14 protein-coding genes and 1 pseudogene are annotated in these 19,984 nt (G+C 71.6%); 11 read left to right on the forward strand and 4 right to left on the reverse strand.

Features of this window, described 5'->3' with window-relative positions; genetic code table 11:
• Nucleotides 1-195 precede the first annotated feature (195 nt).
• A complete protein-coding gene (locus BGP79_RS02315) occupies nt 196-2,127 on the forward strand; it encodes an acetate--CoA ligase (RefSeq protein ID WP_076693013.1) in 1,932 nt (643 codons plus the stop codon).
• Between the two features lie 61 nt (nt 2,128-2,188).
• On the opposite strand, the gene BGP79_RS02320 is transcribed toward BGP79_RS02315, so the two are convergent.
• From BGP79_RS02320 to BGP79_RS02330, 3 genes are all read right to left on the reverse strand, one after another.
• On the reverse strand, nt 2,189-2,392 hold the full coding sequence (locus BGP79_RS02320; RefSeq protein WP_076693014.1) for a hypothetical protein: 204 nt from the start codon (nt 2,390-2,392) through the stop codon (nt 2,189-2,191).
• Nucleotides 2,393-2,801: 409 nt separating this feature from the next.
• A complete protein-coding gene (locus BGP79_RS02325; RefSeq protein WP_076693015.1) occupies nt 2,802-3,587 on the reverse strand; it encodes a response regulator in 786 nt (261 codons plus the stop codon).
• Entirely contained in the window at nt 3,584-5,299 is a 1,716-nt protein-coding gene (locus BGP79_RS02330; protein ID WP_076693016.1) for an ATP-binding protein, read from the reverse strand. The genes BGP79_RS02325 and BGP79_RS02330 overlap by 4 nt, the downstream gene beginning before the upstream one ends.
• Nucleotides 5,300-5,498: 199 nt before the next feature.
• On the opposite strand from BGP79_RS02330, the gene BGP79_RS02335 reads away from it, so the two are divergent.
• The 5 genes from BGP79_RS02335 (at nt 5,499) to BGP79_RS16835 (ending at nt 11,179) form a co-directional block, all read left to right on the forward strand.
• Nucleotides 5,499-6,893 carry a cation:dicarboxylate symporter family transporter gene (locus BGP79_RS02335; RefSeq protein ID WP_076693017.1) on the forward strand — a complete coding sequence of 465 codons (1,395 nt, stop codon included), beginning with the start codon at nt 5,499-5,501 and terminating at the stop codon, nt 6,891-6,893.
• Nucleotides 6,894-7,186: 293 nt separating this feature from the next.
• On the forward strand, nt 7,187-8,047 hold the full coding sequence (locus BGP79_RS02340; RefSeq protein ID WP_076693018.1) for a ParA family protein: 861 nt from the start codon (nt 7,187-7,189) through the stop codon (nt 8,045-8,047).
• Nucleotides 8,048-8,071: 24 nt separating this feature from the next.
• On the forward strand, nt 8,072-9,139 hold the full coding sequence (locus BGP79_RS02345; RefSeq protein ID WP_083701477.1) for a ScpA family protein: 1,068 nt from the start codon (nt 8,072-8,074) through the stop codon (nt 9,137-9,139).
• The gene (locus tag BGP79_RS02350; RefSeq protein WP_083701478.1) at nt 9,132-9,812 is read left to right on the forward strand and encodes an SMC-Scp complex subunit ScpB; all 681 of its coding nucleotides are present in this window, start codon (nt 9,132-9,134) and stop codon (nt 9,810-9,812) included. Before BGP79_RS02345 ends, BGP79_RS02350 begins: the two co-directional genes overlap by 8 nt.
• 206 nt (nt 9,813-10,018) lie before the next feature.
• Complete coding sequence (locus tag BGP79_RS16835; RefSeq protein WP_233121017.1) at nt 10,019-11,179, forward strand: squalene cyclase; 1,161 nt, start codon at nt 10,019-10,021, stop codon at nt 11,177-11,179.
• A gap of 66 nt (nt 11,180-11,245) precedes the next feature.
• Here the strand turns inward: BGP79_RS16835 and BGP79_RS02360 are convergent, their stop codons facing one another.
• Nucleotides 11,246-13,054, reverse strand: a complete 1,809-nt coding sequence (locus BGP79_RS02360) for a thiamine pyrophosphate-requiring protein (RefSeq protein ID WP_076693020.1) — start codon at nt 13,052-13,054, stop codon at nt 11,246-11,248.
• A gap of 1,002 nt (nt 13,055-14,056) precedes the next feature.
• On the opposite strand from BGP79_RS02360, the pseudogene BGP79_RS16840 reads away from it, so the two are divergent.
• The 5 genes and pseudogenes from BGP79_RS16840 to BGP79_RS02390 form a co-directional block, all read left to right on the forward strand.
• A pseudogene (locus tag BGP79_RS16840) lies at nt 14,057-15,262 on the forward strand (pseudouridine synthase); the annotation flags it as partial.
• Between the two features lie 9 nt (nt 15,263-15,271).
• The gene (locus BGP79_RS02370) at nt 15,272-16,399 is read left to right on the forward strand and encodes a prephenate dehydrogenase (protein ID WP_076693021.1); all 1,128 of its coding nucleotides are present in this window, start codon (nt 15,272-15,274) and stop codon (nt 16,397-16,399) included.
• Nucleotides 16,381-17,148 carry a (d)CMP kinase gene (gene cmk, locus BGP79_RS02375; RefSeq protein ID WP_083701480.1) on the forward strand — a complete coding sequence of 256 codons (768 nt, stop codon included), beginning with the start codon at nt 16,381-16,383 and terminating at the stop codon, nt 17,146-17,148. The genes BGP79_RS02370 and cmk overlap by 19 nt, the downstream gene beginning before the upstream one ends.
• A gap of 64 nt (nt 17,149-17,212) precedes the next feature.
• Nucleotides 17,213-17,845 (forward strand): 1-acyl-sn-glycerol-3-phosphate acyltransferase, encoded by a 633-nt coding sequence (locus BGP79_RS02380; RefSeq protein ID WP_083701543.1) that lies wholly within the window; start codon nt 17,213-17,215, stop codon nt 17,843-17,845.
• 893 nt (nt 17,846-18,738) lie between these two features.
• Nucleotides 18,739-19,950: an NAD(P)/FAD-dependent oxidoreductase gene (locus tag BGP79_RS02390; protein ID WP_076693024.1), complete on the forward strand. Its 1,212-nt coding sequence runs from the start codon at nt 18,739-18,741 to the stop codon at nt 19,948-19,950.
• Nucleotides 19,951-19,984 lie beyond the last annotated feature (34 nt).

The raw sequence follows: 19,984 nt of genomic DNA on the forward strand, positions 1-19,984 counted from the left end.
CCCTCCTCGGACGAACTCGTCGTGATACCGGCCGCGGCAACGGCGCCGCTCCGGCACGGTCAGTGTATACACACTTGCGTCCTGAGGCCATGAGATCGGCGAAAACACCGGTCTATGTATACACAGCTCTGGTGCTGGACCTGTTTCGGCGTCTACCATGAGCTGCGTCACACCCGTCGAGCAAAGGGGCACGCGGTGAATGCAGGGGCGTACCAGCGCGCGTACGAGAGCAGTCTGACCGAGCCGGAGACCTTCTGGTTGCGAGCGGCCGAGGGGGTCGACTGGTCCACCCCTCCGACGCGGGCGCTCGACGACGCGCAGGCACCGCTGTATCGGTGGTTCCCCGACGGACGGCTGAACGCGTGCGCCAACGCCCTGGACCGCCACGTCGCCGCGGGACACGGGGACCGGGCCGCGCTCGTGTACGACTCGGCGATGCTGGGTACCACCGAGACCTTCACGTACGGGCGCCTGCTGGACGAGGTGAGCCGGTTCGCCGGCGTGCTGCGGGCGCAGGGGGTGGAGCAGGGGCACCGGGTGATCCTGTACCTGCCGATGATCCCGCAGGCCGTCATCGCGATGCTCGCGTGCGCCCGGATCGGCGCGGTGCACTCGGTCGTCTTCGGGGGCTTCGCACCGCGCGAACTCGCCAGCCGGATGAGCGATGCGGCCCCGACCGTCGTCGTCACCGCGAGCGGCGGCCTCGAGCCGAACCGGCGGGTCGAGTACCTGCCGGCCGTCGACGAGGCCCTGCGGTCGAGCGGACATCGGGTCCGAGCGGTGATCGTCGCCGAACGCGACGGCTTCGCCCACGACCGCACGGAGTTCGACCGGGCGCACGACGACGTGCCGTGGCTGTCCTGGGCGGAGGAGATGGCCGACGCTGCGGCGGTCGAGCCGGTCCCGGTCGCCTCCACCGATCCGCTGTACATCCTCTACACCTCCGGCACCACCGGCACACCGAAGGGAGTGGTGCGGGACACCGGCGGCTCGTGCGTGGCGCTGACCTGGTCGATGGCCAACATCTACGACGTCGGGCCCGGCCAGGTGATGTGGACCGCCTCCGACGTCGGCTGGGTGGTCGGGCACTCCTACATCGTCTACGGACCGCTGCTGGCCGGCGCGACCACCGTGCTCTACGAGGGCAAGCCGGTCGGCACCCCGGACGCCGGAGCGTTCTGGCGGGTGGTGGACGACCACGACGTCGACGTCCTGTTCACCGCGCCCACTGCGCTGCGGGCGATCCGCAAGGCCGACCCGGAGGCGTCGTTGCTGGCCGAGCACGACGTGTCGTCGCTGCGCACGCTGTTCGCCGCGGGGGAGCGGCTCGACACCGACACCTACCGGTGGGCGGCGGAGCACCTGGGGGTGCCCGTGGTCGATCACTGGTGGCAGACGGAGACGGGATGGGCGATCTGCGCGAACCCGCGCGGGCTCGAGGCCTTGCCGATCAAGCCCGGTTCGCCGACCATGCCGTCGCCCGGATTCGACCTCGAGATCGTCGACGGCGCCGGCGCACCCACGGCGGTCGGCGAGGAGGGCAACATCGCGATCAGGTTGCCGCTGCCGCCCGGGACGCTGACGACCCTGTGGGGCAGTGACGAGCGGTACGTCTCCTCCTACCTGACGGCGTTCCCCGGCTTCTACGCGACCGGCGACTCCGGCTACCGGGACGAGGACGGCTACGTGTTCGTCATGGGCCGCACCGACGACGTCATCAATGTGGCCGGTCACCGGCTCTCGACCGGTGCCATCGAACAGGTGGTCGGATCGCACCCGGGCGTCGCCGAGTGCGCGGTCATCGGCGTCGCGGATCCCCTCAAGGGGCAGAAGGCGAACGCCTACGTGGTGCTCAAGTCGGGGGTCGACATCGAGCCGGACGAGCTGCAACGCCAGCTCGTGGCGCTGGTCCGTCAGGAGATCGGACCGGTGGCCGACTTCCGCACCGCCGTGATCGTCGATGCCCTGCCCAAGACGCGGTCCGGCAAGATCCTGCGCAAGACCATGCGGCAGATGGCCGACGGCGAGGACTACGCCGTGCCGTCGACCATCGAGGACCCCGCGGTCATCGATGCGCTCCGGCCCGTGCTCCGGCCGCGCACCGCGGCGACGCCCGACCGACCCTGACCGCAGGGGTGGGGCGCCGACCGGGGCCTCAGCGGCGCGATCGCTGGACCGGTTGTGCTGCTCAGACGTCGCGTTCGGCCGGCCGGTCCGGATCGACCGGCTCGAAGCCCTCGTCCATGAGGGCCAACTCGTCGCGCAGCGGATCCTCGACCAGCTGCGGATCGTCGGAACCGCCGTCGACGGCCTGCGAGTCGCGGCCGTCCTGCGGGTCGAGCTCGTCCGCGGTGGGGTCTTCCATGGGCACGTCGCCGGGAAGGTCGCTCATCGTGATCTCCTTCGTCAGGGGGTGGAGCCCGGTATCGAGCCTCCCGTGCGACGCTACCCCGTCCCTCCGACCGAACCCATCGGGTGCGTGGTTCGCTGGACGGCTGCGGTCGCTGTGCGCACGGCGCTCCGGCGTGAGTCCGTCGGCTCCGCCCTCAGACGGTGGTCAAAGACCGGGGCTCACGGGTGGAACCGGCTGACTCGGTGCGACTGGAGGGCGGAGCCGGCGGACTCGGTGCGACCGGAGGGCGGAGCCGGCGGACTCGGCGGCGGCGCGCAGGTCGGAGCGTGAGTCAGCGGGTTCTGCCCGAAGGCGCGGCTCTTTGAGCACGGCCTTCGGGCGGAACCGGCTGACTCAGCGCCAGGGGAGGGCGGTGCCGCCCGACTTACCACCGCTCGACGCGCCGGCCTCACGGGTGCCAGCGGTAACCCATCTCGGGGCGGCCCGGGGTGCCGTACCGCGGTTCCCTCTCCACCCGGCCGACCGTGGCCAGGTACTCCAGGTAGCGCCGCGCGGTGACCCGGGAGATCCCGGTGCCGGCGTGCACCTCCGCGGCCGAGAGCGGTTCTGGGCTGGCGGCGAGCAACTCCGCGACCTGGGTCAATGTGGCCTCCGAGAGTCCCTTCGGCAGCGAGGACGGTCCGCTCGGCGCGGTGCCGGCCGACGATGATGACGACGACGGTGGTCCCGTGAGGCTTCCGTCCGCACCGCGCAGCCGGGTCAGAGCGGCGTCGACGGCGTCCTGGGTCGTGCCGCCGTCGACGGCGCCCGCAGTCAGGGCCAACCGGAACGCCGCGTACGCGCGCAGCTTCTCCTCGAACGCGGCGAACCCGAACGGCTTGATCAGGTACTGCACGACGCCGAGGGCGATCGCCTCCCGCACCACCGGCAGTTCGGTCGCGGCGGTGATGGCGAGGACGTCGATGCCGGCGCCGGCGGCCCGCAGCATCCGGCAGATGGCCAGGCCGTGCCCGTCGGGCAGGTTCATGTCCATCAGCACGAGGTCGGCGGTCGGTTGCCGGGCCGGGTCGGCCCGCGGGCCGTCCGGGAGCAGCGCCGCCACCGCGTCACGCCTCGTGTGCGCGGTACCCACGACGCTGAAGCCGGGAACCCGCCGCACGTACTCACCGTGCAGGGACGCGGTGAGTGGATCGTCCTCGACGACGAAGACGCGCAGGTCCTGCTGGCCGGTCATGGAAGCCGCACCGCGCTGCTGCCGGTAGCGGGGGAGTCGGCGCGGTTGGCAGAGGAGTGCCCGTCGGCCGGACGGTGCGGGATCGCGACGGTGAAGACGGTGCCGTCCCGCACGTCGACGTCGACGTCGCCGCCCAGCGACGCGACCGCCTGCCGGACGAGGGCGAGCCCCACCCCGCGCCCCGCGGCCACCGGCTGGCCTGGCGAGGGCGGCTTCGTGCTCCACCCGCGGGTGAAGATGCGGTCCACGTCGCCGGTGGTCAGCGCCGCGGCCCCGTCCGCGACGGAGACCTCGATCTGCCCGTCACCGCCGCTGAGTGCGACATGCACCCAGCGGCCCGCGGGTCCCGCCCCCGCGGCGGCGTCGAGCGCGTTGTCGATGAGATTGCCGAGCACGGTCAGCAGCGCGGTGGCCTCCCGGTCGGACGGGGTGAACCCGGCGTCGGCCTCGACCGTGACGGCGACGCCGCGCTCGCGCCCCTGCGCCGCCTTGGCCGCGAGCAGGGCGCCCGTGCGGGGCTCGGGCACGACGGCGGCGACCGCCGGGTCGGCCGAGCCCGCGCCGGCGGCGGTCCCGGCGAGCTCGCCGGCGATCAGGTCGGCCGCCTCACGGGCCCGGCTGAGCTCGAGCAGGGTCAGCACGGTGTGCAGCTGGTTGGCGTGCTCGTGGGTCTGAGCGCGCAGGGCGTCGCTGAGCGTGCGCGTGGTCTGCAGCTCCCCGGCGATGGCCGTGAGCTCGGTGTGGTCGCGGACGGTCATCATCCGGCCGATCCGCCGTCCCGCACGGATGCCGAAGCCGCGGAACGGTCCGGTGCGGGCGCTGCTGACCGCCTCCCGCTGCGTCACGACGAGGATGTGGGAGCCCGCCACGTGCACCTCGTCCTCGCAGGATCGGCCCGTGCGCACGAGCTCGGCGATGGAGGCGGGCAGGGCCACCTCGGCGAGGGGCACCGGCCGCGTGTCGTCGCCGGTCGGGGGAAGCCCCAGCAACTCGGCCGCGACGTCGTTGTACAGGAGCACCCGCTGGGCGTCGTCGGTGAGCACGAGGCCGTCGTCCACCGAGTGCAGCGCCGCGTCGAACACCACCACCATGCGGGCCAGCTGCTCGGGCCCCTGCCCGAAGGTGACGCGCCGCAGATACCGGTTGAGCCCGATCGAGACGATCGCGCCGGCGGCGGCGAACAGGGCCGCAATCGCGACGATGGCGGGCAGCTGAGCGAGGGCGGTCGTCTCGACGGATGCCGTGGTCTGCCCGACGGCGACCATGCCGATCACCCGCCCGGAGGCGTCCCGGATCGGCGCGATCGCCCGCACCGAGGGGCCGAGCGTGCCCGTGTACGTCTCGGTGAACACGTTGCCGCGCAGGGCCGGCTCGACCGTCCCGATGTAGGGCCTGCCGATCTCCGCCGGGTTCGGGTGGGTGACGCGGGTCCGGTCCGGCCGCATCACCGTGATGAAGTCCAGCCCGGCGTGCGCGGTGACGTCGCGGGTGTAGGCGCGCAGGCGATCCGCACCGGCGCCGCCGTCCAGACCGTCGGCCACGAAGGGGCTGTCCGCCAGGGTCACCGCCGTCGTGCTCATCCGGGCCGCGGCCTGCGTGGCGAGCGTGTCACGGCTGTGGGTGACGACGACCCAGGAGACGACGATCGTCGCGCACACGATGAACAGCACCTGGCCGACGAACAGGCGCCGCGCGATGCTCCACGGGTGCACGGTTCACCTCCGGACGGGACGACGCTGACGGGCGGACGCGGGCCGTCGCGACCAGTATGACCACAACCGGTGACGGGGATCACAGCGGTGCGACAGTGAGGGCAAGAGGATCCTGTGACGCGCGTCTCGGACGCCGGCCCAGCCCATCCCCCTCACCTTCCAGTAGTACCAGCACGAGACAGACGTCGAAGGAGACATCATGTCGGAGAACACGACGGCGAACGCCGTCAAGCCGGGCACCCCCGCCCGCAAGAAGGACCGCACCCACTGGCTGTACATCGCCGTGATCTCCGCGGTGGTGCTCGGCGTCGCCGTCGGGCTCATCGCGCCGGACTTCGCCAAGAGCCTCAAGCCGCTCGGTGACGGGTTCGTCAACCTGATCAAGATGATGATCGGCCCGGTCATCTTCTGCACCATCGTCCTCGGCATCGGCTCGATCGCGAAGGCGGCGACGGTCGGCAAGGTCGGCGGCCTCGCGCTCGTCTACTTCCTCGTCATGTCGACGTTCGCCCTCGCGATCGGCCTCGTCGTCGGCAATTTCGTGCACCCGGGCACCGGGCTGAAGCTCACCCCGTACAACCCCTCCTCCGCCGCGAACATGGACCCGACGGTCAAGTTCCTGCTCGAGATCATCCCGGGCTCCGTGCCGGTGCTGCCGGTGCTGTTCGTGGCCCTGCTGGTCGGCTTCGCGCTGCAGCAGATGGGCCCGTCGGCGCAGCCGTTGATCAAGGGCCTGACCCTGGTCCAGGGCGTCGTGTTCCGTATCCTCACCATGATCATGTGGCTCGCCCCGATCGGCGCGTTCGGCGCCATCGCCGCCGTCGTCGGCAGCACGGGATGGGCCGCGGTCGGCGCGATGTTCCTGCTGATGGCCGCCTTCTACGTCACCTGCGCCGTGTTCATCCTCGGCATCCTGGGCACCCTGCTGAAGGTCGTGACCGGCGTCAGCATCCTCAAGCTGATGAAGTACCTCGGCCGTGAGTACCTGCTGATCTTCTCCACCTCGTCCTCCGAGACCGCCCTGCCGCGCCTGATCGCGAAGATGGAGCACGCGGGCGTCTCCAAGCCGGTGGTCGGCGTGACCGTCCCGACCGGGTACTCCTTCAACCTGGACGGCACCGCGATCTACCTGACGATGGCGTCCCTGTTCGTGGCCAACGCCATGGGCATCCAGATGAACCTGGGGGAGCAGATCGGTCTGCTCGTCTTCATGATCATCGCCTCGAAGGGCGCCGCCGGCGTCACCGGCGCCGGCCTGGCCACCCTCGCGGCCGGCCTGCAGGCCCACCGTGCCGACCTGCTCGGCGGCATGGGCGTCATCGTCGGCATCGACAAGTTCATGTCCGAGGCCCGCGCGCTGACCAACTTCACCGGCAACGCCGTCGCCACCCTGCTGATCGGCAAGTGGGTCGGCGAGATCGACCTGGACCGGGTGGACCGCGTGCTCGCCGGCCAGGACAGGTTCGACGAGTCGACGATGCTCGCTCACGGTGCGTCGGACCTGCACGAGACGCCCGCCTCCGTGACGGCGGAGCCGGCGGTCGACGGCTCGGCGACGGATCGGCTGGCCGGAACGAGCAGTTCCGCTCGCTGACCGACACCACGCAGGACGACGGTCCTCGTCCCGGTATCTCCGGGGCGGGGACCGTCGCCGTATCCGGGCGCCGTCCCGGGCGCGGAGCCGCGGCGGTGGCCCAGCCTTCAACCTCCACCTGAACCTGCGGCCCCGTGCGGCCGTCGACCTACCGGTACGCTGGGGTGGAACCTGACCACGGGACCGTGCCCGCGCGTCGTGCCCGGCGATTCACCCCTCGAACCGTCCGGACACGTGCGCCGTCACGACGCGGAGGAACGTGGACGTCGACTTTCGAGAAGAGTGATGGATCAGTGACGAGCAAGCAGGACACCCTGCTCGACGTCGCCGGGCGACCGGCGATCGAGTTCCCCGAACCGCCCGAACTGTCCTCCCACGGGCCCGCCCGGATCATCGCGATGGTGAACCAGAAGGGCGGGGTCGGCAAGACCACCTCGACCATCAACCTCGGCGCCTCGCTCGCCGAGCTCGGCCGTCGCGTCCTGCTCGTGGACTTCGACCCGCAGGGTGCGCTCTCGGCCGGCATGGGCGTCAACCCGTACGAGGTGGATCTGACGGTCTACAACGTGCTGACCGATCGCAAGGTCGACATCCACGACGTCATCGTCAAGACCGACACCGAGGGCGTCGACCTGCTGCCGGCGAACATCGACCTCTCCGCCGCCGAGATCCAGCTCGTCAACGAGGTGGCCCGCGAGCAGCTGCTGCACGGCGCGCTCCGCAAGGTCACCGACGACTACGACGTCGTCCTCATCGACTGCCAGCCCTCGCTCGGCCTGCTCACCGTCAACGCGCTCACCGCCGCGCACGGCGTCATCATCCCGCTCACCGCCGAGTTCTTCGCGCTGCGCGCGGTCGCCCTGCTGGTGGAGACCATCGAGAAGGTGCAGGACCGGCTCAACCCGGGCCTGCAGATCGACGGCGTGCTGCCGACCATGTTCGACGCGCGCACCCTGCACTCCCGCGAGGTGCTCGCCCGACTGGTCGACGCGTTCGGCGACAAGGTCTTCCACACGGTGATCAAGCGGACCATCAAGTTCGCCGACGCCACCGTGGCCGCCGAGCCGATCACCGCCTACGCCGGCAACCACCAGGCGGCGGCCTCGTACCGCAACCTGGCCAAGGAGCTGATCAGCCGCGGCGGGGCTCCCTGAGCCACGTCCCGCTGAACGCCACCCGTGACTGAGCAGACGGTCGCCGCCTCGACCGGAGTCGAGGACGGAGTCGAGGACGGAGTCGCCGACACCGCCGCCGATGTTGCGCCGACCGAGGCCGGTTCCGACCGGTTCACCGTCCGGCTCGAGAACTTCACCGGCCCGTTCGACCTGCTGCTGAACCTGATCTCCAAGCACGAGCTGGACATCACCGAGGTGGCGCTCTCCGTCGTCACCGACGAGTTCGTCCAGTACATCCGCCGGCTGCAGGCCTCCGGGCAGGACTGGGCGCTGGACGAGGCGAGCGAGTTCCTCGTCGTCGCCGCGACCCTGCTCGACCTCAAGGCCGCGCGGCTGCTGCCCGCCGGCGAGGTGGAGAACGAGGAGGACATCGCGCTGCTGGAGGCGCGGGACCTGCTCTTCGCCCGGCTGCTGCAGTACCGGGCGTTCAAGGAGGTCGCGCGGCTGATCGGGGACCGGCTGTCCGCCGAGTCCGTCCGCCACCCCCGACTCGTGGCCCTCGAACCGCAGTTCGCGGCGCTGCTCCCCGAGCTGATCCTCCGCACCACGCCGGAGGACTTCGCCGCCCTCGCCGCGAAGGCGCTGACCCCGAAGCCGGCCGTGCCGGTCGAGGTGGGCCTGGCGCACCTGCACGCTCCGGCGGTCAGCGTGCGGGAGCAGGCGGAGATCCTCGCCGTCCGGTTGCAGGAGCACGGGGCCGCGTCGTTCCGGACGCTGGTCGCCGACGCGGACACCACCCTCGTCGTCGTCGCGCGGTTCCTCGCGCTGCTGGAGATGTACCGGGACCAGGTGGTCGGCTTCGACCAGGTCAGCCCGCTGGGCGAGCTGACCGTGCACTGGCGTTCCCCGGACAGCGACTGGTCCGCCGAGGCGCTGACCGAGGAGTACGACGCCGACGACGCGGTGGAGCCGGCCGCCGACGGGTCGGACGCGACCGCGATGACGGACGCCGACGTCGCGGACGCGGTGCGCCGGCGGCGGGAACGGGACGCGGCGCCGGACGATCCGGCGGAGGGCGACGGCACGGGGCACGATGACACCGAATCTGCGGAGGGGCAGGACGATGACTGAGGACACGAGCGTCGACGAGCATGACCCTTCCGAGCGCGACGACCCCGCGCCCGCTTCCGCCGGCCCCGACGCGGCGGACGTCGACGTCGACGCCCTGCCCGGCGGCGCGAAGGCTGCGCTGGAGGCCGTTCTCATGGTCGTCGACGAGCCGGTCGGCGACCTCGACCTGGCGACCGCACTGGCCCTGCCCGTCGACCGCGTCCGCGCCCTGCTCGCGCAACTGCGCGCCGAGTACGACGGCTACGGGCCGGACGGCACGAGCGACCTGCCACCGCGTGGCTTCGAACTGCGGAACGTGGCCGGGGGCTGGCGCTTCTTCTCCCGCAGCGAGTTCGCGCCCGTCGTCTCCCGCTTCGTGCTCGAGGGGCAGACCGCGCGGCTCACCCAGGCGGCCCTGGAGACGCTCGCCGTCATCGCCTACCGGCAGCCCGTCTCGCGCGCTCGGGTCTCCGCGATCCGCGGCGTCAACGTCGACTCCGTCGTCCGCACCCTCACGGCCCGCGGCATGATCGAGGACGCCGGCAACGATCCCGAGTCCGGCGCGCTGCTGTACCGGACGACGTCGTACTTCCTCGAGCGGATGGGCCTCGGCAGCATCGACGAGCTGCCGCAGATCGCCCCGCACCTGCCGGGCCTGGACGCACTCGACGACTACGACGACGCCGGGTACTGACGGCCCACCCTCGCTTCCGTCAGTTCTCCGGTTCCCCATCGCGTCGAACCCCACTCCGGCATGTTTCTTGGGGGGCGTGGCGCGGGATCGCTCCGCACAGCCCGACGCCGCGCCTTGTGCACCATGCGGACGGTCACGGTCCGCGATGCCGTCTCGCCGAGCCGGAACCGCTGTCCGTGTGCGGGTCGCCGCAGTACCGTGTCGCCATGGCGACGGACCCGGCTGTGCTGGACTGGCTGCTCGACACCGACCCCGCCTTGCGCTGGCAGGTCGAACGGGACCTCGCGGGAGCCCCGCCCGCGGTGTGGCAGGCGACGCGAGCCCGGGTCGCCACCGAGGGGTTCGGCGCCGCGCTGCTCGCGAAGCAGGACGACGACGGGCAGTGGGCCGGCGGAGCGTTCTTCCCGAAGGCTTTCATCGAGCAGATGCAGGCGCGGGAGGCCGAACAGCAAGCCGAGCAGCAGGCCACCGAGGCAACGGCGGTCGGAGACGCCGCGACCAGTGCCGGGACGCCGGCCGGTGACACGACCGACGACGGCCCGTCCGCCGACGACGCCGAGGCAGCCGCCGCGTCCGACGCGGAGCCGGAACAGGACAGCGCGTGGTCCGGCCAGCCCTACACCGCGACGACGTGGAGCCTGGTGACCCTGCGGGAGTGGGGCCTCGATGCGGCCGCCCTGGATGGCACCGCCGACAAGCTCGCCGCCAACTCCCACTGGGAGTACGACGACCTGCCCTACTGGGGCGGCGAGGTCGACTGCTGCATCAACGGCTTCACCCTGGCCAATGGCGCCTGGCTCGGCGAGGACATGAGCGACCTGGCGCGTTGGTTCGTCGAGCATCAGCAGCCCGAGGGCGGCTGGAACTGCGAGTGGGTCGAGGGCTCCACGCGGGCCTCCTTCCACTCGACGCTCAACAGTCTCAAGGGACTCCTGGCGTGGGAGCAGCTGACCGGCCGGAACGACACCCGGGACGCCCGGCACGCCGGCGAGGAGTACCTGCTCCGCCGCCGGTTGCTGTATCGGGAATCGACGGGCGAGCTGGTCGGCCCGTGGGCGGACTGCCTCGCCTACCCCTTCCGCTGGGTCTACTCGGCGCTCAACGCCGCCGACTACTTCCGTGAGGCATCGGTGCTCGACGGCACCGCACCCGACGAGCGGATGGCCGACGCGATCGCCGTCATCCGCGACGCCCGGCAGCCGGACGGGCGGTGGCGGCAGGAGCGCCGCCACCCGGGCGAGGTGTGGTTCGAGATCGACGTGCCCGTCGGTGAGCCGTCCCCGTGGTTCACCCTCGTCGCGACCCGAGTGCTCGACTGGTGGGACGCGGCCGGACCGGTCCCGGAAACAGCGTCGCGCGCCCATTGACGAGGCGATCTCTGTCGTTCGACGTCGCCGGACCCGCAGAGATCGTCCAGTGAACGCGACCGGGCGTCACTTCCCCGGCGTCAGTGCCGACTTCGCCTTGGCGAACAGCTGAGCGGCGACCTGGCGACCCGAGTCGACGACCACCGCGCCTTCCGCCGGGTCGCCCTTGAGCAGCGCCGTGAGGAAGCCCTTGGCCTCGGTGAAGCTGATGTGTGGGGGCAGCGGCGGGATGTTCGCATCGGTGACCACGTCGATGAGGACGGGCTGATCGGCCGCGAAGGCAGCGTCCCACGCGCCGGCGACGTCGTCCTTCGTCTCCACCCGGATGCCGCGGAAGCCGAGCAGCTCGGCGTAGGCCGCGTAGTTCATGTCCTCGACGAGCTGGCTCGTGTCGTACCGCGGGTCACCGGCCTCCCGCATCTCCCAGGAGACCTGGGCGAGGTCGTCGTTGTGGAGCACCAGGACGACGAAGCGGGGGTCGGCCCATTCCTTCCAGTGCCGCTTGAGGGTGATCAGCTCGTTCATCCCGAGCATCTGGAAGGCGCCGTCGCCGATGGTGCAGACGACCGGGCGGTCCGGGTGGGCGAACTTGGCGGCCAGGGCGTACGGCATCGAGGCGAGCATCGACGCGAGGCTGCCGGAGAGGCTGCCGTCCATGCCGCGGCCGAGCTTGATGTGCTGCCCGTACCAGTCGGCGGTACTGCCGGCGTCGGCGGTGACGATGCTGTTCTGCGGCAGCCGCTCGTTCAGGGTGTGGAACACGTAGCGGGGATTGACGGGCTCCGCCTCGGTGTCCGCGGACGCGGCGAGCGTCTCGTTCCACGTCGTCATCGACGCGACGACGCCCTCCTGCCAGCTGCGGTCGGTGGCGCGCTGCAGGTGCTCCTGGAGCGCCGTGAGCGTCGCCTTCGCGTCGCCGAGCAGGTTGACCTCCATCGGGTACCGCAGGCTCAGGTTCGCGGGAGCGAGGTCGATCTGCACGCCGCGCGCCTGGCCGGTCTTCGGCAGGAACTCGCCGTAGGGGAAGTTGGCGCCCACGAGGAAGAGCGTGTCGCAGTCCATCAGCGTGTCGTAGCTCGGCTTCGACCCGAGCAGGCCCGACTGCTGCGTGTGGAACGGGACGTCCCCGGGGACCACGTCCTTGCCGAGCAGCGTCGTCACGATCCCGGCGCCGAGGGTCTCGGCGACGGCGATCACCTCGTCGGTCGCGCCGTGGGCACCCGCACCCACGAGCATCGCCACCTTGGACCCCGCGTTCAGCACGGCGGCGGCGCGCTCGAGTTCCTCGCTCGGCGGGACGACGGCGGTCGAGGGGTGCCCGACGCCGGTACGGGAGACGAAGTGCTCGAGCCTGGGCTCCTCCATGGTCAGGCGCTGCACGTCGGCGGGGAGGATGACGACGGTGGGGCACCGCTCGGCGGCAGCGATGCGGATGGCGCGGTCGATCACCAGCTGCGCCTGCATCGGGGTGGTCACGGTCTCGACGAAGCCGGCGACGTCCTGGAAGATCCGCTCCAGGTCGATCTGCTGCTGGTAGTCGCTGCCGATCGACACGCGCGCCTGCTGGCCGACGATGGCGACGACGGGCTGGTGGTCCATCCGCGCGTCATAGAGCCCGTTGAGCAGGTGGATGGCACCCGGCCCGGAGGTCGCGATGCAGACGCCCACCTCACCGGTGAACTTCGCGTGCGCGCAGGCCATGAAGGCCGCGATCTCCTCGTGGGTGGGGCGAATGTACCGGAAGTCCTTGCCGTCCTTCTGCGCCTTGTCCAGCGCACCGTCGAATCCGCCGATGCCGTCGCCCGGATAGCCGTACCACTGGTGCAGGTCCCACTCGATCAGCCGGTCGATGATGAAATCGCTGACGGTCGCCACGGTTCCTCCTGGTGCTCAGCATGCTTACGGATGTCGCTGATTCGACCCTAGTCAGTCCCGTCGGTGCGGCCAAGGGGACGGCGGTCTGGTCACGGTCGACGGCGATCGGGTGATCGACGGGGCCGTGGTGCGGGTCCTCCCTCGTCGAGTGGACGGTTGACGTCGTCATTCGGCCGGTAGGGGTGCGTTATCCGTCCACTCGGCGAGCTCCCTTCGTCGAGTGGGCGGTTGACGTCGTCATTCGGTCGGTAGGGGTGCGTTATCCGTCCACTCGGCGTACTCCATCCGTCGAGTGGGCGGTTGATGTCGTCATCGGGACCGTTTGGGTGCGTTATCCGTCCACTCGGCGGGATGAGCGGCATCGACGGCGCTCGCCGAGGGTGATGTACCCGTCAGTTCGTCATCGCTCATCGTCGGTGGCCTCGCGATACAGTGGAGGGTGGTCGTTCGCGACCGCGTTCGCCCCGGCCAGGTCCGGGCGCATCTCCTTCCGGCCGACGAGCCGGACACTCCACACCATTCTGTCTGTGAGGCAACACCATGACGCAGCCGCCAGCTTCCGGCGCGGGCCGGGAGGCCAACCGCCGTCGAGGCGACTCGGCATCCGGCTCCGGCCGGAACTCCGCTTCGCGTTCGTCGAACCCCCGTTCATCCGCCCCGCGTTCCTCCGGTGCAGGTCGCTCCGGCGGCGACGGCTACGGCCGCTCCTCCAGTGAGGGCTACGGTCGCTCGGGCGGCGACCGCGACAGCGCGCCCCGTTCCGGTTACGGCCGCTCCGACAACGGCGCGGGTCGCTCCGGCGATGGCTACGGCCGTTCCGGCTCCGGTGCGGGTCGCTCCGGCGGCGGCGGGTACGGCCGTTCGGGCGGCGACCGCGACAGCGCGCCCCGTTCCGGTTACGGTCGTTCCGACAACGGTGCGGGCCGCTCCGGTGACGGTTACGGCCGTTCCGGTTCCGGCGCGGGCCGTTCCAACGAGGGTTATGGCCGCTCCGGTGGCGACCGCGACCGCGCTCCTCGTTCCGGCGACCGCCGCGACGGTGCCCCTCGGTTCGGCGACGCCGGCCGCAGCGGTGCGGACCGTGGTGCAGGCGGACGACCCGGCGCTCCGCGTTCGGCCGGAGCGCGTTCCGGTGCTCCCCGGTCCGGCGGACAGCGCAGCAGCGGTGACCGGTACGGCCGCGACGACGAGGCCCGCGGCTTCGGCGACGACCGGCGCAGCGGCGGTCGTCCCAGCGGCGACCGGCGTACGACCGGCGGCCGCCCCGCCCGGCCCGGCAGCGCCGCGAAGTTCGGTGCCGGCAAGCCCGGCGCCGGACGCATCAAGCCCGGTGACGGCAGGACCGCCAAGCCCTTCGCCAACGAGCGCTTCGGTCAGGACGTCAAGCCCGCGAAGGCGCCGAAGGTGCACGCCCCCAAGCATCGCGGTAGCGCCACCCCGCCGCCGTCCGGCCCGCTGGCCCGCCCCGAGCGCCTGCACAGCAAGGACGGGGAGCGGCTGCAGAAGATCATGGCGCACGCCGGTGTCGCCTCCCGCCGCGTGTGCGAGGAGATGATCGAGGCCGGCCGCGTCGAGGTGGACGGCCAGATCGTGCGCGAGCTCGGCATCCGCGTCGACCCGCAGCGCTCGACCATCCACGTCGACGGCATCCGCATCCAGGTCGACGAGACCCTGCGTTACCTCGTCTTCAACAAGCCCGCCGGCGTCGTCTCGACCATGGACGATCCCGAGGGCCGCCCCGCCATCTCGAACTTCCTCAAGGACACCCCCGAGCGGCTCTTCCACGTCGGCCGGCTGGACGTCTCCACCGAGGGGCTGCTGCTGCTGACCAACGACGGCGAGCTGGCCAACCGGCTGACCCACCCGTCGTACGAGGTGCCCAAGACCTACCTCGTGCAGGTCCGCGGTCCGCTGCCCAAGGGTGTCGGCGCCCAGATGAAGGCGGGCCTCGAGCTCGAGGACGGGCACGCGTCGGTCGACTCGTTCCGTCTGATCGACTCGACGCCCGGCCACGTGCTGATCGAGGTCGTGCTGCACTCGGGCCGCAACCGCATCGTGCGTCGCCTGTTCGACGCCGTCGGCTTCCCGGTGCTGCGCCTCGTGCGGGTCAAGCTCGGCCCCATCGCGCTGGGGGACCAGAAGCAGGGCTCCATCCGGGCGCTCGGCCGGCAGGAGGCCGGCGTCCTGCTCGCGTCCGTCGGTCTGTAGGCGCGACGGATGAACCCGACGCTGCTGAAGAAGTCCGCCCACCTGCACGGCCCGGTGCTGATCGTCGGCACCGGCCTGCTCGGGGCGAGCATCGGCCTCGGCCTGCGTTCGCGCGGCATCGACGTCTACCTCTCGGACGCCTCGCCGTCCGCCGAGGCGGTCGCCACGGACATCGCCGCCGGCGTGCCGCTGGCGGACGCGCCGGCGGACCTGGCGCCCGAGCTGGTGGTCGTCGGCGCCCCGCCGGACGTCTGCGGCAGCCTCGTCGTCGCGGCCCTGCGGACCTACCCGCACGCCGTCGTCACCGACGTCGCCAGCGTCAAGAGCGCGGTGCTCGACGAAGTGCGAGCCGCGGCCTCGGACGACGAGACCGTCGACGTGCGCCGTTACCTCGGCTCGCACCCGATGGCCGGGCGTGAGCGCTCCGGCGCCGTGTCTGCCCGGGCGGAGCTGTTCACGTCGGCGCCGTGGGTGATCTGCCCGCACGACGACATCGATCCGCACGCGTACCGCACGGTCACCTCGCTCGCCATGGATCTCGGCGGCATCGTCACGACGATGGACCCGGCCACGCACGACGAGGCGGTCGCCCTCGTCTCGCACCTGCCGCAGGTGGTGTCCTCGCTGCTGGCGAGCCGGCTGCAGGACACCCCGGCGGCGTCGCTGTCGCTGGCGGGTCAGGGCCTGCGCGACGTCACCCGGATCGCCGCGAGCGACCCCGGCCTGTGGGTGCAGATCCTCGGCGCCAACGCCGGGCACCTGGTGGAACCGCTCGAGGGGATGCGCGCCGACATCGAGCGGCTGCTGCACACCCTGCGCGCGCCCACCGCACCGGGCGCGCGCCTGGACATGGCGCAGCTGATCTCCGAGGGCAACGCCGGCCAGGCGCGGATCCCCGGCAAGCACGGCGGCCCCGCGCAGCAGTTCGCGTGGCTGACGGTGCTCGTGGACGACAAGCCGGGCCAGATCGCCCTGCTGCTGACGGAGATCGGGCAGCTGGACGTGAACCTGGAGGACATGCGGCTCGGGCACTCCGCGGGCCTGCCGGTGGGCATGGTGGAGATCGCCGTGCTGCCGTCGAAGAAGCAGTCGCTGGTCGAGGACCTGACCGGCCGAGGATGGAAGGTGGTCGCGTGAGCGCCAGCGCTGATGATCGGAACGGTACGGAGACGGACGCGTTCGACGGCGAGCTCGTCGTCGCGATCGACGGTCCCTCGGGATCGGGCAAGACGAGCGTCAGCCGGGCGGTCGCCCAACGGCTCGGCCTGCAGTTCCTCGACACCGGCGCCATGTACCGGGCACTGACCTGGTACTGCCTGGACTCCGGCATCGACCTGACCGCCGCGACCGCCGCCGCCGACGAGAAGCTGGCGTCCGACGTCGTCGAGGCCGCCGTCGAACTGCCCCTGACGATGGGGCTGGACCCGGAGCACGAGACCGTCGAGGTCGACGGGCAGGACATCACCGCCGCCATCCGCGACCCGCGCATCTCCGGCGCCGTCAGCGCCGTCGCCACCAACACCGCCGCCCGGGCCGTGCTGGTCGAGCGGCAGCGCCGGATCATCGAGCAGACCGGACGACGCGTCGTCGCCGAGGGCCGGGACATCACCACCGTCGTCGCGCCCGACGCCACCGCCCGCATCCTGCTCACCGCCTCGCCGGAGGCCCGGATGGGCCGGCGTGGTCACCAGCTCGGCGGCACCCAGTCGAAGGACGAGCTGCACGAGCAGGTCGTGCAGCGGGACGCGAAGGACTCCACCGTGGTCGACTTCATGACCGCGGCCGACGGCGTCACCACGGTCGACTCCACGGAGCTGGATTTCGAGCAGACCGTCGACGCCGTCATCGACGTGATCCGCGCGTCGAAGGCCGGCGCAGCGACGTGAGCGGATCCCGGTGAACGCCACCCGCGCGGAACGGCCGGGGGAGCACACCGCTCCGCCGCTCTGGATGAACCGGTGGAGCCGGCCGGTGGGACGGTTCCTGGACCACGCGCTGTACGCGACCGACGTCGTCGGCGCCTCCACGGTGCCCGCCGACGGTCCGATCATCTTCGCGGCCAACCACATGTCCGCGCTCGACGGGCCGGTGCTCGTCGGCGCCGCGCCCCGGTACATGAACGTGCTCGTCAAGAAGGAGATGTTCACCGGGTTCCTCGGCCGGGTGCTGCACTACTCGGGGCAGTTGCCGGTGAACCGGGCGGGAGACCGGCGGGCGCTGCAGACGGCGAAGGCCGTGCTCGAGGCGGGTCGTTGCGTCGGCATCCTGCCCGAGGGCACCCGCGGCGGTGGAGACGTGGCCGCCATCAGCGGCGGAGTCGCGTGGCTGGCGCTGGCCACCGGGGCCCCGGTCGTCCCGGTCGCCGTCCTCGGCACCCGGCAGACGGGGGAACGGACGAGCCACATCCCGCGGTTGCGCCGCCGCTTCACGGTGGACTTCGGAACGCCGGTCGCCATCGTCGCCGAGCGGGGACTCACCGGGCGCGCGCGCATGGAGGCCGCGACGGAGACGATCCGCGCCGCCCTGGCGACTCACGTGGCCGAGGCCGTCGCCGCAAGCGGGATGACACTGCCCCTCGACTGACACCAGCTCCGTCAGCGCGCCCAGCATCAAGGCCGGCGAGCGGTCTGCACACCAATGGGGACCGTTGCTGCCGTTGGCGCACGCTATTCGGTCCCGATCGGCAACAGCGGTCCCGTCGGCGATCGCCGTGACGGCCGTGAGCGAACCAGCCGGATTGGCGTGCCCCCAACGCGGTTGCCATCTGACGGCTGACCGTCGAGGTCTCGGCACACCAGATGGGACCGTTCCTCACGTTGGTGCGGTGCTTTTCCGTCCCGATCGGCAACAGGGGTCCCACCGGCGACGGGCGGTACGTTCTTGACGCCGCGTCGTGGAGAACCGGATGATCCGTCTCGTCGGCTCGCTGTCATCTGGCGATGGCAGGCGAGCGTCCAGTAGGAAAATCAGTTGAGCAAACGGCGAGTGCTGGGCATCGCAGTCCTCCTCTGGATCGCCGTGCTCGTCATGGCGGGCTTCTTCGCTCCGTGGGCGACGGCGTGGATCCTGGGGTTGGGCGTCGGCTTGGGCGCCGCCTGGGGCGGTGCCGCGAATCATGACTACTCGAGATCCGTCGACGAGTACGTGGCGTCGCGTCGCGCGGAACGCGCTCGCAAGCCGCTGCACGGCAATGACCGAGAGCCACCTGGAGCCGGCGGGAATCGCGAGGCCTGAGCCTCCGCTCTCCACCCGCGTTGCGCCGTCTCCTGAACCGGTGGGCGTGGGGCCGGGCGGAAGGGGGACGTGTCGACCAAGCGAGCTCTGCGAGCGCCGGGAGATCCAGTCCCCCGTGCCCAGCCCGAACGAGGAGCACCCACCCAGCCCGAACGAGGAGCACCCACCCAGCCCGAACGAGGAGCCCGGATAACCTCTCGGAAAGCGAGACAACCGAGACAGCCGGTGTAGTGTCCGGAGACATGGCCCAGCATGCGACCGACACCGTCCCGACCCATGCCCAGGTGCTCATCGTCGGCGGCGGCAACGGCGGCATCTCGCTGGCCGCACAGCTGAACCGGAAGGGCGTCGACGACGTCGTCATCGTCGAACCCCGCACCGAGCACCAGTACCGGCCGCTGCTCTCCTACGTGGGCGCAGGTCTCGCCTCGATCGACGCCGCGCGCCGGCCGCAGGAGCAGACCATGCCGTCGGGGTCCACGTGGGTGCGCGACGCCGTCGAGCGCGTCGACCCGGACGCCTCCAGCGTGACGCTGACCAGCGGCGCGACCATCGGCTACGACCACCTCATGCTCGCCGCCGGCTCCCGGCCGGACTGGGACGCCATCCCGGGCTCCGCGGAGGCGCTGCTCGCCGAGAACGCGTCCACCAACTACCTGTTCGACCTGGCGCCGAAGACGTGGCGGCTGGTCGACGGGATGCGCTCGGGCACCGCGCTGTTCACGATGCCGGACGACACCTGCCCGTGCGCCGGCGCCGCCCAGAAGATCCTCTACATGGCGTGCGACCTCTGGCGCAGTCGCGGCGTGCTGGACGACATCCGCGTCGTCCTCACCGTCCCGACGCCCACCGTGTTCGGCGTCCCGGTGGTCGACGACGAGCTGATGCGCAAGATCGCCGAGTACGGCATCGAACTGCGCACGACGACGACGGTGCGGGCACTCGACAGAGAGACCAGCACGGCGACGCTGGCCACGGACGGCGCGACGTCCGAGCTCGCCTACGACCTGCTGCACCTGACGCCGCCGCACGCCGCGCCCGCGTGGGTCGAGCACTCCGGCCTCTCGTCCGCGGCCGCCGGCGGCTTCGTCGACGTCGACCCGGGCACCCTGCAGCACCGCCGCCACCCGAACGTCTGGGCGCTCGGCGACATCGCGGCGGTGCCCGGCTCCACGTCCGGCGGGGGACTGCGCAAGCAGACGCCGGTCGTCGTGAAGAACCTCCGCGCCGTGCTCGCGGGCAGGGCGCCGACCCAGCGCACCACCGGCTACACGGTCAGCCCGTTCACGGTCAGCCGCCGCACCATGGTCTTCGCCGAGTTCGGCCCCGACGGCACGCCGATGCCGTCCGCGAAGCTGATCGAGCTCCGCAGGGAGCGCCGCAGCACCTTCCTGCTGGACCGGTGGGCGCTGCCGTGGGTCTACTGGCACCGCATCCTCCGCGGCAAGGCCTGACCGACCGGACCGACCTCAGCCCGAGGTCGGCGCG

The sequence above is a fragment of the Tersicoccus sp. Bi-70 genome, from assembly GCF_001968825.1.
Classification (GTDB): domain Bacteria; phylum Actinomycetota; class Actinomycetes; order Actinomycetales; family Micrococcaceae; genus Tersicoccus.